Origin of the sequence: Novosphingobium sp., from assembly GCF_040079535.1 — a bacterium.
Lineage (GTDB): Bacteria > Pseudomonadota > Alphaproteobacteria > Sphingomonadales > Sphingomonadaceae > Novosphingobium.
In genome coordinates this window covers 1-15,317 of sequence record NZ_JBEBKB010000019.1, presented here as the reverse complement: position 1 = coordinate 15,317, position 15,317 = coordinate 1, and the positions used below count along the sequence as shown (strand labels likewise).

Genomic DNA, 15,317 nt, shown 5'->3' with positions numbered 1-15,317 from the left:
TCGGTGATTGTGCCAGCTATTGAATACCACGATGTGGAACTATTACCCCGATCTGCTGGCCCGGCCGGTGCCGCGTTATACCAGCTTTCCAACTGCCGCTGAATTTCGTCCGGATCTGGGCAGCGGCGATCTTGATGCAGCGCTGCGGCGCGCAACCGGCGACGTTTCGCTTTATCTGCATATCCCGTTTTGCGAGCAGATCTGCTGGTACTGCGGCTGCAACACCGCCGCCAACAACAAGGCCCACCGGCTGTCCAGCTATCTTGATGCGCTGCACCGCGAAATAGCGCTGAGCGGCGTCCGGCTGGAACAATCGGTGGCAGTGCGCCGGGTGGCCTTTGGCGGGGGCAGTCCCAATGCGATTGCGCCCACCGATTTCGTCCGGTTGATCGATGCGTTGACGCTGCACATGCCGCTGGAAAATCCGGATTGGTCAATCGAACTCGATCCGCGCACTTTGACCGAGGAATGGGGGCAGGTGCTGGGCTGGATCGGGGTGCGTTTTGCCAGCCTTGGGGTTCAGACTTTTGACCCTGATCTGCAGGCCGCAATCGGCCGGGTTCAGCCCGATGCCGATCTGGCCAGGGCCACCGATCTGCTGCGCCGCAGCGGCATTTCATCGCTCAACTTCGATCTGATGTACGGGCTTCCGGGCCAAACGCTGGACCAGCTTGAAGCAACCCTGGCCCGCACTGTTGAACTTGGCGCAGACCGGATTGCGCTGTTCGGATATGCCCATGTGCCGCACCTGCTGCCGCGCCAGCGCCGGATCGATGGCAGTCAGCTGCCCGATCAAGCCGCGCGCTTTGCCATGGCGGCGTTTGGCTATCGCTATCTGACCGGGGCCGGATATGTCGCGGTGGGTTTTGATCACTTTGCCAAGCCGCAAGATCCGCTGGCCCAGGCGGCTTCCCAGCAGCGGCTGCGGCGCAACTTTCAGGGTTTTACCGACGATCAGGCCCAGACCCTGATCGGACTTGGCGCCTCGGCGATTGGCAATTTCCCTGATCTGCTGATCCAGAACGAGAAAAACGCCGGGCGCTACCGGATGCTGCTTTCGCAAGATCAGCTGCCTGCCGCGCATGGTATCCGCCGCAGCGCAGACGATCAACGGCGCGGCGCGGTGATCGAGGCTTTGCTGTGCCAGGGGGAGGCGAGGATTGAGGCTGACCTGCAGCACGAAGTGAGTGCAGCGCTGGCCCCCTTTGCGAAAAGCGGACTGGTAGAGCGCGATGGGGATTTGCTGCGGATAAGGCCACAAGGCCTGCCTTATGCCCGCACCATTGCCGCGCTGTTTGATCCGTATCGCCAGGATTCGGCGCGGCGGTTCAGCTCTGCCGTTTGAATTTCGGGGGCGCTGCGCGGAAAAAAAGAGCGGCTGTCCGTTAGGATCAGCCGCCCCAGGTGGGGAGAATTGGCCAAGGCGGCGCCAATCGGGGTCGCGTGATTGTCACCGTCTTGTTGCTGTTTGATCGCATAGCCCTTGCCGCACTGCCTTGACCGCGATCAAACTTGATAAAATCAGCACGAAAATTGCGGAGAGGATCGGCGCGCGCTTTATTTATGGCGCGGCGCCCGCCATGCTGGCGATCCATGGCAAGGGGCAGTGGCATAATGGCGAGACAAATGGCGGGGCGGATAGTCCTGATTACCGGTGCATCATCGGGCTTTGGAGCGCATTTCGCGCGGTTGTTTGCGGCCCACGGCGCGCGGGTGGTGATTGGTGCGCGGCGGGTGGACCGGCTTGCCGAACTGGGGACGGAATTGGGCGATGCCGCGCTGGCGGTGGCCATGGATGTGACGGATGAGGGATCGATCAAGGCGGCCTATGACGCTGCCGAAGCGAAATGGGGCACGGTCGATACCGTAATCGCCAATGCCGGTATCGCCGTGGCCGGGCGTTCGATCGATCTGGCCGTGGCTGATGTGGCCAGCGTGGTGAACACCAATTTCATCGGGCTTTATCTGACCGCGCGTGAGGGCGCCCGCCGGATGATCGCGGCGGAGTTCAAGGCGAATGGACGCGGACGGGTTGTATTAATTGGATCGATCACCGCTGAAATGACCGGGCAGGGCGATGCCGCCTATGCCGCAACCAAGGCCGGGGTTGCCCATCTGGGCCGCCAGTTTGCACGCGAATGGGTGCGCCAGGGGATCAACGTCAATACCATCCAGCCGGGCTATATCCGCACCGAAATTGGCGGTGATTGGTTCGATAGCGATGGCGGAAAGGCGCAAGTTGCTGCGTTTCACCGCAAACGGATGTGCCCGATCACCGCGCTGGATGCACCGCTGCTGCTGCTGGCTTCGGATGCTGCGGCGCATATCACTGGTGCGGTGCTGACGGTTGATGATGGGCAGGTGCTGTGATGGACGATAGAACGCCGGTTATCATCGGGGCCGGGCAGGTTTCCGAACGCGTTGGAGAGCCGGGCTATCTTGAACGATCGCCGATGGATCTGGCGGGTGATGCGCTGAAGGCTGCGATGGCCGATGCCCATGCCAAAAAGAGCCTAGCACCGGCGCTGGATACTGTCGCCGCAATCCGCCAGTTTGAAATTTCGGCCACGCGCTATACCGCGCCGTTCGGCCATTCAAACAATACACCGCGTTCAGCCGCGCGCCGGGCCGGGGCCAATCCGGATCGGGCAATCCTGGAAGTGGTTGGCGGACAGGGGCCGCAGCGGCTGGTGGGCGAGCTGGCCAGCGAGATTGCGGCCGGGCGCAGCAAGATGGCGGCGATTGTCGGATCAGAGGCGATCTCGACCATGCGGGCGCTGCTGGCCCGCGGCGAAACCCGCGATTGGTCTGAAACCCGGCGCGGCAGCCTGGAAGATCGCGGATCAGGCTATGAAGGCGTGGTGGACATGACCGCGATCCGACACGGTGTGGCGGCCCCGATCGGCGGCTATGCCCTGGCCGAAAATGTCCGGCGTGAGCGGCTGGGGCTAAGTCTGGCAGACTATCGCACCGAGATTGGCAAGCTGTTCGCCCCTTTCACTCAAGTGGCCGCACGCAACCCGCACAGCGCCGCGCCAACCGCCCGGACAGTGGCCGAGCTGGCCGAGCTGACCGAGCGTAACCGGCTGATCGCAGAACCATACGGGCGGCTGGTGGTATCGCGCGATCAGGTCAACCAAGGCGCAGCGATCATTCTGGCCAGTGTTGCTGAAGCGCGCCGGCTGGGTGTGCCCGAAGACCGCTGGGTCCATATCCACGGCGTGGCGGACTGCGCCGAACCGGCAATGCTGACCCGCGCCAGTATCGAGCAGAGTCCGGCGGCCGTTGCGGCAATATCAACTGCACTTGAGGTTTCTGGTGTGAGCTGGGAAAATATAACCGCAACAGATCTTTATTCGTGCTTTGCAATCCCCGTTTTCAACTTGCTGGATGCCTTTGGGTTGGACCGCGATGATCCGCGCGGCTGGACCTTGACTGGGGGGCTGCCGTTTTTTGGCGGGGCCGGGAACAATTATGTTGGCCATTCGATCGCTGAAGCGGTTGCGCGTTGCCGGGCCAATCCGGGCGGCATGGTGCTGGTTGGTGCCAATGGCGGGATTATGAGCAAATATGCCGCCGGGGTTTATTCGACAGCGCCTGCGGATTGGCGGACAAGCCGCTGGCAGAGCCTGGAAAAGATCAAGCCGCAATGGCGGGTGCTGGATACGCTGGATGGAGAGGCGGCGGCTGAAACGTTCACGATCCAGCCGGGCAAGGGCGGCGAGGTAGCCACGCTGGTGGCGCGGGCCGGAGATGCGCGGGTGATGGCCAACAGCAGCGATCCAGCGATCTGTGCTGCGCTGCGCGGGGGCAAGGTTGCTGGCCGTCCGGTCAGGATCGAGGATGACGAGAGCGGGGTTAATCGCTTCTGGTTTTTGTAGCCAATCCGGCCAACAGGGCCGGGGTCAACACCTGCGGCAGTTGCTGCGGTGCGCCGCCGCCAGCAGGATACCAGATATACAGCGGAACACCGGCAGCGCCGCGCGCTGTAAGATAGCGAGTGATTGCCGGATCGCGCCGGGTCCAATCGCCGCGCAACACCACAACGCCAGACTTTTCAAATGCAGCGCGGGTTTCCTCAAGCTCGATCGCGGCGGCCTCGTTAACCTTGCAGGTCAGGCACCAGTCGGCGGTGAAATAAGCGAAGACCGGCTTACCGCTGGTCCGGGCCTTGGCCAGCGAGGCTTCGCTGAAGGGCTGTGCGTTCAGCACACCGGCATTGGCCGCGCTGCCCTGGCGGACCATGCCCGGCATGCCAAATGCGAAGGCGGCGGCCAGCGCGGCCAGTCCCAGCCAGATCGGCATTCCGGCAGCCAGGCCGCTACGCTGGCGGCGTCCCACCACGATCAGCAGTGCGATCAGAATGAAAGCCAGCAGCCCACCAGCCAAAGCAAAGCCGCTGCCCGCCACCCGGCTGGCCAGCCACAGCAGGGCCAGCACGGTCAGCCCCATCGGCACCGCCATCACTTTGCGGAACCAGACCATCCAGACGCCCGGTTTGGGCAGCATGCGGCGCAGTGCCGGGGCAAAGGCCAGCAGCAGAAACGGCAACGCAAGCCCCAGCCCAAGTGCGGCAAACAGCGCCAGCGCCGGGGCCACCGGCAGCAGCAACGCCGCGCCCATCGCTGCGGCCATGAACGGCCCGGTGCAGGGCGTGGCGACGAATGCCGCCAACAGCCCGGTGGCAAATGCCCCCCAGGTTCCGGTTTGCGGCGAACCCGCATCAGCAAATCCTGGCACCGCGAATTCAAACAGCCCGGCAAGGTTGGCGGTGATCGCGGCTGCCAGCAGTAGCAACCCGGCCACCACCAGCGGTTCCTGCAGCTGGAATGCCCAGCCAACTTGTTCGCCGCCTGCGCGAAGGGCCAGCAGCAAGCCGCCCAATGCCAGGCAGGCCAGCATGACGCCTGCGGTATAGGCCAGCCCTTCGGCCCGGGCCTGCGCTTCGCTTTCACCAGCGCGCGCCAGACTTAGCGCTTTGAGGCTTAGGATCGGGAAAACGCAGGGCATCACGTTTAGCAGCAGCCCGCCCAGCAGTGCGGATAGCAACAGCCAGCCCAGCGCCGGGCCCTGGCTGAGCGGGGTTCCGCCGGCCGGGACCGGTCCAGGCTGCGCCGCAATGGTGAGGCCATCTGGCCCGCTACCCAGCCGAAGCACGGCACCAAGCGCGCCAAGCGGCGGGGCGTTGGCGGCGCGCTCCAGCTCCACAACCAGCAGATCGCCGTCGCGGGTGTACCGTTGCTGCGCAGCATATTTGATCTGGCCTTCGCTGGCCACGAACAGATGCGGCTGATCGATCACTACCGAGGCCGGCAGCGGGATCGCCACGCGCAGCTTTTGTCCGGCAACAGCATAGCTGGCCTTGCTACCCAGCGGTGCCGGCAGGGCGGCGCGCCAGGTGTCAAAGCGGGGGTCAAGCGCACCGACCTTGGTGCTGACAGCAATCCCGCCATCAAGCGAAAGCCGGGCCATTTCGGGTACGCAAATCTTGTCAGTGCAGGCCAGCCAGCGGGCGGTGATTGCCAAGGGATAGGCCCCATCCGCCTTGCGATCAGCCATCACTGGGACCAGCACGACATATTCGCCGTAATAGACGTGGTTCATCAGCCCCTGGACAATCAGCGTTTTGGGAACCGGGTATTGCAGCGGGCCAACCGAAAACGAACGTTTCAGGGCACTGGAATCGAGCGATAGCTCTATCCCCAGGCCGGCATCGCCGGGGTTCTGCCAATAACCATGCCAGCCCGTCTCGGGCGTCATCCTGATTGCCAGCAGCAGTGTGCCGCCGGGCGCAACATAGCGCGATTCGCCGATCAGCTCGGCCTTGATATGGGTGGACTGCGGGGGGGCCGGCGGCAGTTCCTGCGCAGCAGCCGGAACCGCAACAAGCAGGGCAAGCAAGTGCAGCAGGGCGGTAACAAACCGGCGATAGCGCTGCATGCCGAAGACACTCCATTTTCACTGCCAGCGCTATTGCCTATCGCGCGCGCCAAGGCCATCAGGGCTGTGCCCATATTGGCCGCAAAATTCAAGGAATGCTGATGCGTCGTCCGATTGTTCCGCTTGTTCTTGCCATCACCACTGCATTTGGCCTGGTTTCGGTGCAGGGCCTGGCCAAGCCGGCCCCGGCAATGTCGGCCCAGCCGCCCAAGCTGATTGTGGCGATTTCGGTCGATCAGTATTCGGCCGATCTGTTTGCTGAATATCGCAGCAGCTATCGCCGCGGGCTGGCCCGGCTTCAGCAAGGCGCGGTGTTTCCATCGGGCTATCAAGCCCATGCGGCAACCGAAACCTGCCCCGGCCATTCAACCTTGTTGACCGGCGTTCGCCCGGCGCGCAGCGGGATCATCGCCAACACCTGGTTTGAACCCGATGGCCCGCGCGGCAGTAAGCCAATCTACTGCGCCGAGGATGAGCGCGATCCGGCTTCCAGTCCGAAAAATCCAGTGGTTTCGGCCTACCACCTCAAGGTGCCGACCCTGGGGGAATACCTCAAAGCCGCCAACCCGGCGAGCCGCAACGTGGCAGTTTCGGCCAAGGATCGTTCGGTTGTGATGATGGGTGGGCACAAAATCGATGCTGGCTACTGGTGGAAGGGCGCCGGCTTTGCCACGTTCAAGGGCGGCACGCTTTCTCCCGCCGCGACGCGTGAAAATGCGGCTATCACCAAGCTGCTGGCCAAAGGCGCCAAACCATTTGCGCTGCCGGACAATTGCCAACCCACCAATCAGGCGATCGCTGTGGGCAAAAGCGCAGTCGGGACCGGCGCGTTCGCGCTGCCAAAGGGCAAGCCCGATCTGTTTCGCGCATCACCGCGAATGGATAGCGCCACGGTCAATCTGGCCAATGCGCTGGTCGATGAAATGGCGCTGGGCCAGGGCGCAGCCACCGATGTGCTTTCGGTCAGCCTTTCGGCAACCGACTACATCGGCCACGCCACTGGCACCGAAGGTCTGGAAATGTGCATCCAGATGGCCGAGCTGGACAAGACAATCGGGCGCCTTCTGAACCACCTTGATCAACGCGGGATCGATTATCTGGTGGTGCTTTCGGCCGATCACGGCGGCCTTGATACCCCTGAACGCGCCGATTTGCAGGCCTATCCCGGCGCGGTCAGGGTGGACGCATCGCTGGGCCCCAAGGAGCTGTCCAACGCCGTTGCAGCGCGAACCGGCCTGATCGTTACTGATGCCACGCTGGTTTTTGGCGAAGGCGGTGATTATTTTGTCAACCGCGCGCTTAGCCCGGCCGACCGGACCCGCGCAATCGACGCGCTGCTGGCAGTGGTGCGGGCCAATCCGCAGGTTGCCGCCGCCTATAGTTCAAAAGAGCTGGCCCAGACCCCGCTACCCAGCGGTAACCCCCAGGACTGGAACCTGAAGGACCGCGCCCGCGCATCGTGGGATCCGGTCCGGTCGGGCGATGTGGTGATCCTGCTGGCGCGCGGGATTACGCCGATCCCCGAACCGATGCCGGGATCCTATATTGCTACGCATGGTAGCCCGTGGGACTATGATCGGCGGGTGCCGATGCTGTTCTGGCGCAAGGGGATTGCCCGGTTTGAGCAGCCCCAGCCGGTCGAAACCATAGACATCGCCCCAACGCTGGCGGCGATCCTGGGCCTTGGGGTGACCGACGGCAGTTTTGATGGACGCTGCCTGGATATCGATGGCGGTGCGCGCAACACCTGCGCGAATTGAGGACGAGCCATGGCTGAAAAACGCGATCTGGTTATTCTTGGCGGCGGCCTGGTTGGGATGACCCTGGCACTTGCTGCGGCAAAGCAGGGGATTACCAGCCATGTGGTTGATAAGGCCAAGCCAGAAGAGTTGACAGCAGAGGGCGTCGATGGCCGCGCGTCTGCAATCTCCACCGCCAGTTGGAACCTGTTTGGCAACATCGGACTGAAAGACCGGCTTGATCCGCTTGGCTGTCCGATCGAAGCAATTGCGGTAACCGATGGGATGAAACCGGGCCGGATCGATTTCAAACCCGGCGCGGGCGATGGCACGTTGGGCCGGATGTACGCCAACCGCGATATTCGCATGGCCCTGTTTGAAGCCGCGCGCGAAGAATCGGCGATTGCCTGGGCCAGCGGAGTGGAACCGGTGGAGCGCGAGCGCGGCGATCACGGTGTTTCCGTAACCCTCAGCGATGGCCGCATGCTTGAAGGCGCGTTGCTGATCGGGGCCGAAGGACGCCAATCCCCCACCCGGCTAGAGGCCGGGCTTTCCAGCGCCAAGTGGGACTATCATCACCGCGCGATGGTTACCGCGATCACCCACGAGCAGCCGCACGGCGGGGTGGCTTGGGAAATCTTCTTTCCGGCTGGCCCGCTGGCCCTGCTGCCGCTGTTGGATCTGCCCGATGGCCGGCACCGGTCAGCCGTGGTCTGGACCGTCGATGAAAAGGACGCCAAGGGCGTGATCGCGCTTAGCGATGCGCAGTTTCTGAGTGAGATTTCCGGGCGGATGGAAGGCATTTTCGGCAAGATACAGTTGGCCGCCCCGCGCATGAGCTATCCGCTGAATTTTCACCATGCACCCCGGATCGTGGATCACCGGCTGGCGCTGGTGGGCGATGCCGCGCATGGAATGCACCCGATCGCCGGGCAGGGGCTGAACCTGGGGCTACGCGATGTGGGCTGCCTGGTTGAAGTGCTGGCCGATGGCATGCGCCTGGGGCTTGAACCCGGCGACGCGCAGCTACTAGCCAGATATGAACGCTGGCGCAGTCTGGATAGCACGACCGTGATGGCCACCACCGATGCGCTGGTGCGCGTGTTTGGCATTCCCGGCCGGATCCCCAGCGCAATCCGGCGGCTGGGCATGGGGGTGATTCAGCGCACCGGATTGCTCAAACGGCTGTTCATGGATGAAGCGCGCGGGATGTCCGGCGATTTGCCGCAGTTGCTCAGGGCATAAGGCTTAAGGCTTGGGCGTTTCCATAGCAGGCGGGGTTGAGGATGCCTCAAGCCCCGGTTGCTGGACCATTTCCCCTTCGCCGCTTTTAAGCAGCGCAGGCTCATCCAGTGCGGCCTGTTCGATCTGGGCCAGTGCGGCCTGGGCTGCGGCATAGCGCCGGGCTTTCTCGATCCAGCCGTTTGCCGCTGAACTGCCGGGCAATTGTGAAATCTGCCGGATCGCTTCTTCGATCCGGCCGCTGCGCAACAGCAGCCGGGCCTGTTCCATGCGCTGCTCGGCCGGACGTGCGGCACCATCGCTGTGCTGGACCACAAACAGGTTGGAGATGGTCCGGGCAAATTTCTGCCACGAACTTTCATCGTGCGCTTCGCCCAGCAATGCCGGGCCCAGATCGTCCAGTTGGGCAGCCAACATATCAAGCGTTACCGGGTTTTTGGCGGCGGCGATCACCACTTTGATGGCATCGGGCCGGGCCGCGCCAAACCGGGTGGTAAGCTGGCTTTCCAGATAGCCCAGCGGCTGGCCTTGCTCAATCGCGCGGCGTGTCGCCAGCGCCACCAGCAAGCTTTCGGCGCGGACCGAGCTGCCACCGAATGCGGCGGCCTGCAGATCAAGCCGGGCAAGCCGCTGTTCCAGCGTGGCAATATGCTGATCGATCGCGGCCGGTGCGGCGGTGCTGGCACTTGGTGCTGCAGCAGCGCCGGGGCCTGCGGCAACCTGCGGGGCGGTATTATTTTGCCCAAGTTGCAGATCGCCGTCCCAAACCAGATATCCGATCAGCGCCGCGCCGCCAGCAAAGGACAGCAATCCTGCCAGCATCATGGCTTTAAGCGAGGGGCCTGAGCGCACAGCGCGCGAGGTGTAATAGTCTTCTGGCATGCGTGCTTTGCAATTAACTTCAGACAGTGCGACCCGCCGGCCATGGGTCTTGGCACATTTGCCCGGCCAGCGCCAGCAGTGCCTTGTCTTCGGGATAAGACGCCACGGCCACTTCGCCCCAGCCATCGCCAGCAGCCGCTGCAATCCGCTGTGAAAGGACGGCCAGCCGCAGCCGCGCGCGTTTGATGCCGTGGGTAACGCACTGTGCCGCCAGATGCCGGGCGGCTTCTGCCGAATGCAGGGCGATAATCGCCGGCCCAGCCAGCATTTGGGCCAGTTCGGGCGGCAAAGGCGCAGCCTTGGCCTGATACACCACCCGTTCTTCGATCCGGACGTTTTTGGGTGGCTGCAGCGTGATCCGATCTTCCCCGGTCAGGCGCAGCAGGCGGCGATGGCCCGGTGCGATTGATCCTAGCAGCGCCTGCATGCTGCCTTCGCCAACCGCTGCAACCACAAAACCTGCGGCCCGCGCGGCTTCAGCAGTGGTATCGCCCACGGCATAGACTGGAACATTTTTCAGGCCGGCCAACCCGGTCCCGCCCAGCCGGAATACTTGCCCGCTGCCGATCAGCAACGCGTCGTGCTGGCCGGGGATTGCCGCTTCCCAGCTTTTCGGTATCATTTCAAACAGCGCAAACCCGTGCGCTTCCATCCGCAATCGCTGTGCCGCCGCCACCGTTGCGGCATTGCCGGGCTGGGGGCGGATGACGATCAGCGGGACCATGGCTTTACCCCTTCTGCGGTGGATCGAAGTGAGCGCGGATCGCGGGGCCGGCCTGGGCCAGCAATTGATCGGCCAGCGCGCGCGGACCGTGGCTGTCGCGGGCCGGAAAACTGATCCGGGCCTCAACCTTTTCAGCACCATCGGGGCTAAGCAAGGCGGCACGCATGGCGATTGTATTGCCGACCAGTTCGCTCAGCACGGCGATCGGGCTGTGGCAATTACCGCCCAGCGCCGCCAGCAATGCACGTTCGGCCTCAACCACATGGCGCGTGGGCTGGTGATCGATCGCGGCCAGCAGCGCGCGGGTTTGCGGATCATTGGCCCGTGCTTCGATTGCAATCGCGCCCTGGCCAGGGGCGGGCAGCCAATCGCGCGGATTAAGCGGCGTGCCCAGTTCAGCCCGGCCCAACCGATTAAGCCCGGCCAGCGCCAGCAAGGTGACATCGGCCTCTCCTGCCGCCAATTTGGCCAGGCGGGTCTGAACATTGCCGCGGATCCCCACCACCACGCAATCAGGCCGAAGGTTAAGCGCCTGTGCGGCACGGCGCGGGGCGCTGGTGCCAATCCGGGCACCGGGCGGCAAATCGGCCAGCGATGCTGCCCCCACCAGGCAATCGCGCACATCCTCACGCGGGAGGACCGCCGCGATCACGATTTGCGCCGGGCGCAGCGTTTCAACATCCTTCAGCGAATGCACCGCAAGATCGATCTCACCGGCGATCAGCCAGGAATCAAGCTCTTTGGTCCACAGCGCCTTTCCGCCGATATCGGCCAGCGGCCTATCAAGCACCTTGTCGCCGCTGGCCACCACGGGAACAAGTTCAACTTCAAGTCCGGGGTGCGCGGAAATCAGACGTTCACGGGCCTCCATCGCCTGGGCCATGGCGAGCGGGGAGTTGCGGGTACCAAGCTTTAGGAGACGTTGCGGCATGGCTGCTTGTGCTAGTGCGCAATGTCACTAAGGAAAAGTGGGAATGGGCATTGTTCTGGGCATTGAATCGTCGTGCGACGAAACGGCAGCGGCGCTGGTGGACAGTAACCGGCGGATCATCGCGCAGCGGATCGCCTCGCAGGATGAATTCCATCGTCCCTACGGCGGGGTGGTCCCCGAAATTGCCGCCCGCGCGCATGCGGATCGGCTGGCCCCGCTGATCGCAGCCACGCTGGACGATGCCGGAATGAAGCTGGCGCAGGTTGATGCAGTGGCGGCCACCGCCGGGCCGGGGTTGATCGGCGGCGTGATGGTGGGGCTGGTTACGGCCAAGGCGTTGGCCATGGCATCGGACAAGCCGCTGATCGCGATCAATCATCTTGAAGGCCATGCGCTATCGCCCCGGCTTGCCGATGCTTCGCTGCAATTTCCATATTTGTTGCTGCTGGTTTCTGGCGGGCATTGCCAGCTTCTGTTGGTCAAGGCGGTAGGGCAATATCGCCGCCTTGCGACCACGATTGACGATGCCCTGGGCGAGGCTTTTGACAAGACCGCCAAGATCCTGGGGCTGGGTTATCCCGGCGGGCCGGCAGTCGAACGGCTGGCGCGGCTGGGCGATCCGCGCAGGGTAAAGCTGCCGCGTCCGCTGCTGGGCACGGCGGAACCCCATTTCAGCTTTGCCGGCCTTAAAAGCGCGGTGCTGCGGGCAAAGGAAACCGCGCTTCATGCCGATGCCGATCTGGCGGCCTCGTTTCAGCAGGCGGCGCTCGATTGTGTGCTGGATCGTACGGCCAAGGCGCTTGGTTCGATTGATAAACCAGCCGCGCTGGTGGTGGCTGGCGGGGTTGCCGCCAACCAGACGATCCGCGCCGGATTGCAATCTCTGGCAGCGCAGCACGGCCTGCCTTTCGTGGCCCCGCCACTTTCGCTGTGCACCGATAACGCAGCGATGATCGCCTGGGCGGGGATTGAACGGCTGGGCCAAAATGACCCGCTCGATTTTCTGGCCCGCCCGCGCTGGCCGCTCGATCCCGATGCCGCGCCGGTTCGCGGTGCAGGGATAAAGGCATGAGCCGTACAATCGGAATTGTCGGGGCGGGTGCCTGGGGTACGGCCTTGGCGCAGGCGATGGCCAGCGATGGCTCCGACGTGTTGATCTGGGCCCACGAACCCGATCTGGTTGAGCAGATCAACACGCTGCATTCCAACAGCCTGTTCCTGCCCAGCGCAAGCTTGAACCCGCTGATCCGGGCCACGACCCAGCTGGGCGATCTTGCCGGGCTGTCTGCGGTGCTGGTGGTCTGCCCGGCGCAGCATCTGGCCCGCGTGCTGGGCGGTCTGCCAGCTGGGACCAGCGATCTGGTTTTGTGTGCAAAGGGGATTGAGGCCGGAACCGGGCGGCTGATGGCCGATGTTGCTGCCGCTGCGGTTCCAGGTGCGCAACTGGCTGTCCTATCGGGTCCAACCTTTGCCCACGAAGTGGCAGCCGGCCTGCCAACCGCAGTAACGCTGGCCTGCGCAGGGGGCGAAGCGCAGTGGGATCGGATCGCCCCAATACTCTCGCGACCTGCGCTTCGGCCCTACTATTCGGACGATGTCATTGGCGCAGAGATTGGCGGCGCAGTCAAAAACGTGCTGGCAATCGCATGCGGCGTGGTTGAAGGCCTTGGCCTTGGACAGAACGCCCGCGCTGCCCTGATCGCGCGCGGCTATGCCGAAATGCTGCGCTTCGGGCTGGCTCGGGGCGGCCGCGCCGAAACGCTGGCGGGGCTGTGTGGGCTGGGTGATCTGGTGCTGACCTGCTCTTCCACGGCAAGCCGGAATTTCTCGCTTGGCAAAGCGCTGGGAGAAGGATTTTCTGCGGCGCAGGCGCTTGAAGGCAAGAATTCGGTTGCCGAAGGCGCGCATACCGCGCCGGTGCTGGATGAACTGGCCCAAAAGGCCGGGATTGATATGCCAATTGTTGCGGCGGTTGCCCGGCTGCTGAGGGGTGCAGCGCCGGCCAGGCAAGTTGTTGCCGATCTGCTGTCGCGTCCGCTCAAGGCCGAAGGGACAGCTTTGTGACCGATCGGGCGCAGCAGGATATTCAGGCGCTGGCCAAAGGCGGGCGGACCAATTTCCTGGGCTTTGTGCTGCGGTTGGGCGGCACAGCGCCGCTGCTGTTCATTACCGGACAGCTATATGGGCTTGAAAAAGCAGGAATATACGCTTCGGCTCTGGTGTTTGTAGAGCTGGCCGCACAGCTTTGTGCGCTGGGCCAACGCCGCGGAATTGCCCAGCGTCTGTCCGAAGATCCGCGCGATGGTTCGCACGTGGTTGCCGATGGTCTGGTGTTGACGTTGCTGCTGTCCCTGGTGGTGGGCGGGCTGCTCTACCTGCTCCCGGTGCTGATGTTTCCCAGTGGCAAATATTCCGAACTTGGCCGGCTGATCCCGCTTGCAGTGCTGCCCAACGCGCTGACCGAGGTGGCCCTGGCGGCGCTGGCCTGCCGTTTTGATATCGGCGCCACAGTGCGCGCACGATCACTGGTTGAGCCGTGGGTGCAAACGCTGGCTGCGCTGGTTTTGCTCTATCTGGTCCCTGAAAGCGGGCTGATCCTGTCATACATTCTGGCCAAATATGCTGCCGCGCTAACGGCATTTGTGCCTTTGGTCCGCACCTTCGGCCTGCCGCGCGGCTGGCAGCCGCATCCCTTGCGGATCGGACGCATGGCGCTGAATTCCTTGCCACTTGCCGGTGCGGATCTGGTTGAATGGGGCACACGGCGGCTGGATATCGCGATCCTGGGGTTCCTGACCACGCCGGCCGCAGTAGGGGTCTATTTCGCGGCCCAGCAAGTCGCTTCGCTGCCGCAGAAACTGAAGTCCAGCTTTGAACCGATTTTGGGGCCGGTGATCACCCGCAACCTCAAGGAAGGCAATTATGCAGCGATCGCGGCGCAGGTTTGCCAGGTTGGCTTCTGGATCATCGCGATGCAGGCCGGGATCGCACTGGCGCTGGGTATTCCCGGGCCCGATGTGATGCGGCTGGTGGGTCAGGATTTCGTTGGCGGCACCGGGGCGTTGGGCTTTTTGCTGGCGGCTGAAGTGGCGGCGGCCACGGCGGTGGTTAGCGAAGCCGCGCTGGTCTATCTGGCCCGCTTGCCCAACTTGCTGATTTCATTGTTCACCATCGCTTTGCAGGGTCTGCTGACTTGGGGCGGCATCTGGTTGATGGCTGATCTGGGTTATAGCGACCGATTTCAGGCTGCGGCTGCGGCGATGGCCCTGGCGGTCTCGCTTGGGGTCGCCTCGGTGCTGAAGGCGCGGATGCTGGGACGAATTTTGGGGGCCAGGATCAACAATTGGCGCTGGCCCTTGGTCTGGGCTGCCGCTGCGGCGGTTCCGGTGGGCTGGCTGACCCAGCAAATTCACCCCTGGTGGCTATCGTTGCTGGTCGGGATCCCGCTGATCCTGTTGGCCTATGGCACCGTGATCTGGCACAAGGGTTTTGGCCCGGAAGATCGGGTGCTGTTTCGCAAGAACGTCGGTGCATAACGAAGGGGCAATGGGATGATCGACACGGTTCAGGCTAATTGGGCGGTGTTTGCCGGTGCGGTGCTGGCCGTGCTGCTGATCGGTTGGTGGCTGTTCGCCCGCGCCAGCAAGGGCGCGCGCCAACGCGAATTCAAGCCCGATGTGCTTGACGAAGGCGTAGGCCCGGCCCAGCGCAACCAGGCGCTGATCGACGCCGCCCCGGCGGCGCACGTGGTGCTGCCGCCGCTCGCGTCCAGTGCGCTGGGCGGTGTAGGCGAAATCGTAGCCGTGGCCGCGCAGGACCAGATTGAGGAACTGAAAGCCGAGGTCGCTCCGCCGCCACC

General features: G+C 63.7%; 12 protein-coding genes and 1 pseudogene. 9 read left to right on the top strand and 4 right to left on the bottom strand.

Features of this window, described 5'->3' with window-relative positions; translation table 11 throughout:
* Positions 1–31: 31 nt before the first annotated feature.
* The 3 genes from hemN to ABL914_RS07985 all read left to right on the top strand — a co-directional run bounded on the left by hemN (position 32) and on the right by ABL914_RS07985 (position 3,881).
* The gene (gene hemN, locus ABL914_RS07995; protein WP_391562687.1) at positions 32–1,345 is read left to right on the top strand and encodes an oxygen-independent coproporphyrinogen III oxidase; all 1,314 of its coding nucleotides are present in this window, start codon (positions 32–34) and stop codon (positions 1,343–1,345) included.
* Positions 1,346–1,626: 281 nt separating this feature from the next.
* Complete coding sequence (locus tag ABL914_RS07990) at positions 1,627–2,370, top strand: SDR family oxidoreductase (RefSeq protein WP_391562651.1); 744 nt, start codon at positions 1,627–1,629, stop codon at positions 2,368–2,370.
* Entirely contained in the window at positions 2,370–3,881 is a 1,512-nt protein-coding gene (locus tag ABL914_RS07985; protein ID WP_391562650.1) for an acetyl-CoA acetyltransferase, read from the top strand. Before ABL914_RS07990 ends, ABL914_RS07985 begins: the two co-directional genes overlap by 1 nt.
* Here ABL914_RS07985 and ABL914_RS07980 read toward each other — a convergent pair.
* Entirely contained in the window at positions 3,859–5,940 is a 2,082-nt protein-coding gene (locus ABL914_RS07980; RefSeq protein WP_391562649.1) for a protein-disulfide reductase DsbD family protein, read from the bottom strand. The two genes, ABL914_RS07985 and ABL914_RS07980, sit on opposite strands and share 23 nt — an antisense overlap.
* 101 nt (positions 5,941–6,041) lie before the next feature.
* On the opposite strand from ABL914_RS07980, the gene ABL914_RS07975 reads away from it, so the two are divergent.
* Both ABL914_RS07975 and ABL914_RS07970 read left to right on the top strand, forming a co-directional pair.
* A complete protein-coding gene (locus ABL914_RS07975; protein ID WP_391562648.1) occupies positions 6,042–7,700 on the top strand; it encodes an alkaline phosphatase family protein in 1,659 nt (552 codons plus the stop codon).
* Between the two features lie 9 nt (positions 7,701–7,709).
* Positions 7,710–8,924 carry an FAD-dependent monooxygenase gene (locus ABL914_RS07970; RefSeq protein ID WP_391562647.1) on the top strand — a complete coding sequence of 405 codons (1,215 nt, stop codon included), beginning with the start codon at positions 7,710–7,712 and terminating at the stop codon, positions 8,922–8,924.
* A gap of 3 nt (positions 8,925–8,927) precedes the next feature.
* On the opposite strand, the gene ABL914_RS07965 is transcribed toward ABL914_RS07970, so the two are convergent.
* From ABL914_RS07965 to hemC, 3 genes are read right to left on the bottom strand one after another with little or no spacing between them, the layout of a single operon-like run.
* The gene (locus ABL914_RS07965; RefSeq protein WP_391562646.1) at positions 8,928–9,803 is read right to left on the bottom strand and encodes a hypothetical protein; all 876 of its coding nucleotides are present in this window, start codon (positions 9,801–9,803) and stop codon (positions 8,928–8,930) included.
* A 19-nt stretch (positions 9,804–9,822) separates the two neighbouring features.
* Positions 9,823–10,527: a uroporphyrinogen-III synthase gene (locus ABL914_RS07960; protein ID WP_391562645.1), complete on the bottom strand. Its 705-nt coding sequence runs from the start codon at positions 10,525–10,527 to the stop codon at positions 9,823–9,825.
* 4 nt (positions 10,528–10,531) lie between these two features.
* Positions 10,532–11,458 carry a hydroxymethylbilane synthase gene (gene hemC / locus ABL914_RS07955; protein WP_391562644.1) on the bottom strand — a complete coding sequence of 309 codons (927 nt, stop codon included), beginning with the start codon at positions 11,456–11,458 and terminating at the stop codon, positions 10,532–10,534.
* A gap of 43 nt (positions 11,459–11,501) precedes the next feature.
* Between hemC and tsaD the strand changes: the two genes are divergently transcribed.
* From tsaD to ABL914_RS07935, 4 genes and pseudogenes are all read left to right on the top strand, one after another.
* Positions 11,502–12,530: a tRNA (adenosine(37)-N6)-threonylcarbamoyltransferase complex transferase subunit TsaD gene (gene tsaD, locus ABL914_RS07950; protein ID WP_391562643.1), complete on the top strand. Its 1,029-nt coding sequence runs from the start codon at positions 11,502–11,504 to the stop codon at positions 12,528–12,530.
* On the top strand, positions 12,527–13,522 hold the full coding sequence (locus ABL914_RS07945; RefSeq protein WP_391562642.1) for an NAD(P)H-dependent glycerol-3-phosphate dehydrogenase: 996 nt from the start codon (positions 12,527–12,529) through the stop codon (positions 13,520–13,522). The genes tsaD and ABL914_RS07945 overlap by 4 nt, the downstream gene beginning before the upstream one ends.
* Positions 13,519–14,994, top strand: a complete 1,476-nt coding sequence (locus ABL914_RS07940) for a lipopolysaccharide biosynthesis protein (protein ID WP_391562641.1) — start codon at positions 13,519–13,521, stop codon at positions 14,992–14,994. Before ABL914_RS07945 ends, ABL914_RS07940 begins: the two co-directional genes overlap by 4 nt.
* 15 nt (positions 14,995–15,009) lie before the next feature.
* Positions 15,010–15,317 (top strand): annotated as a pseudogene (locus tag ABL914_RS07935) (hypothetical protein); the annotation flags it as partial.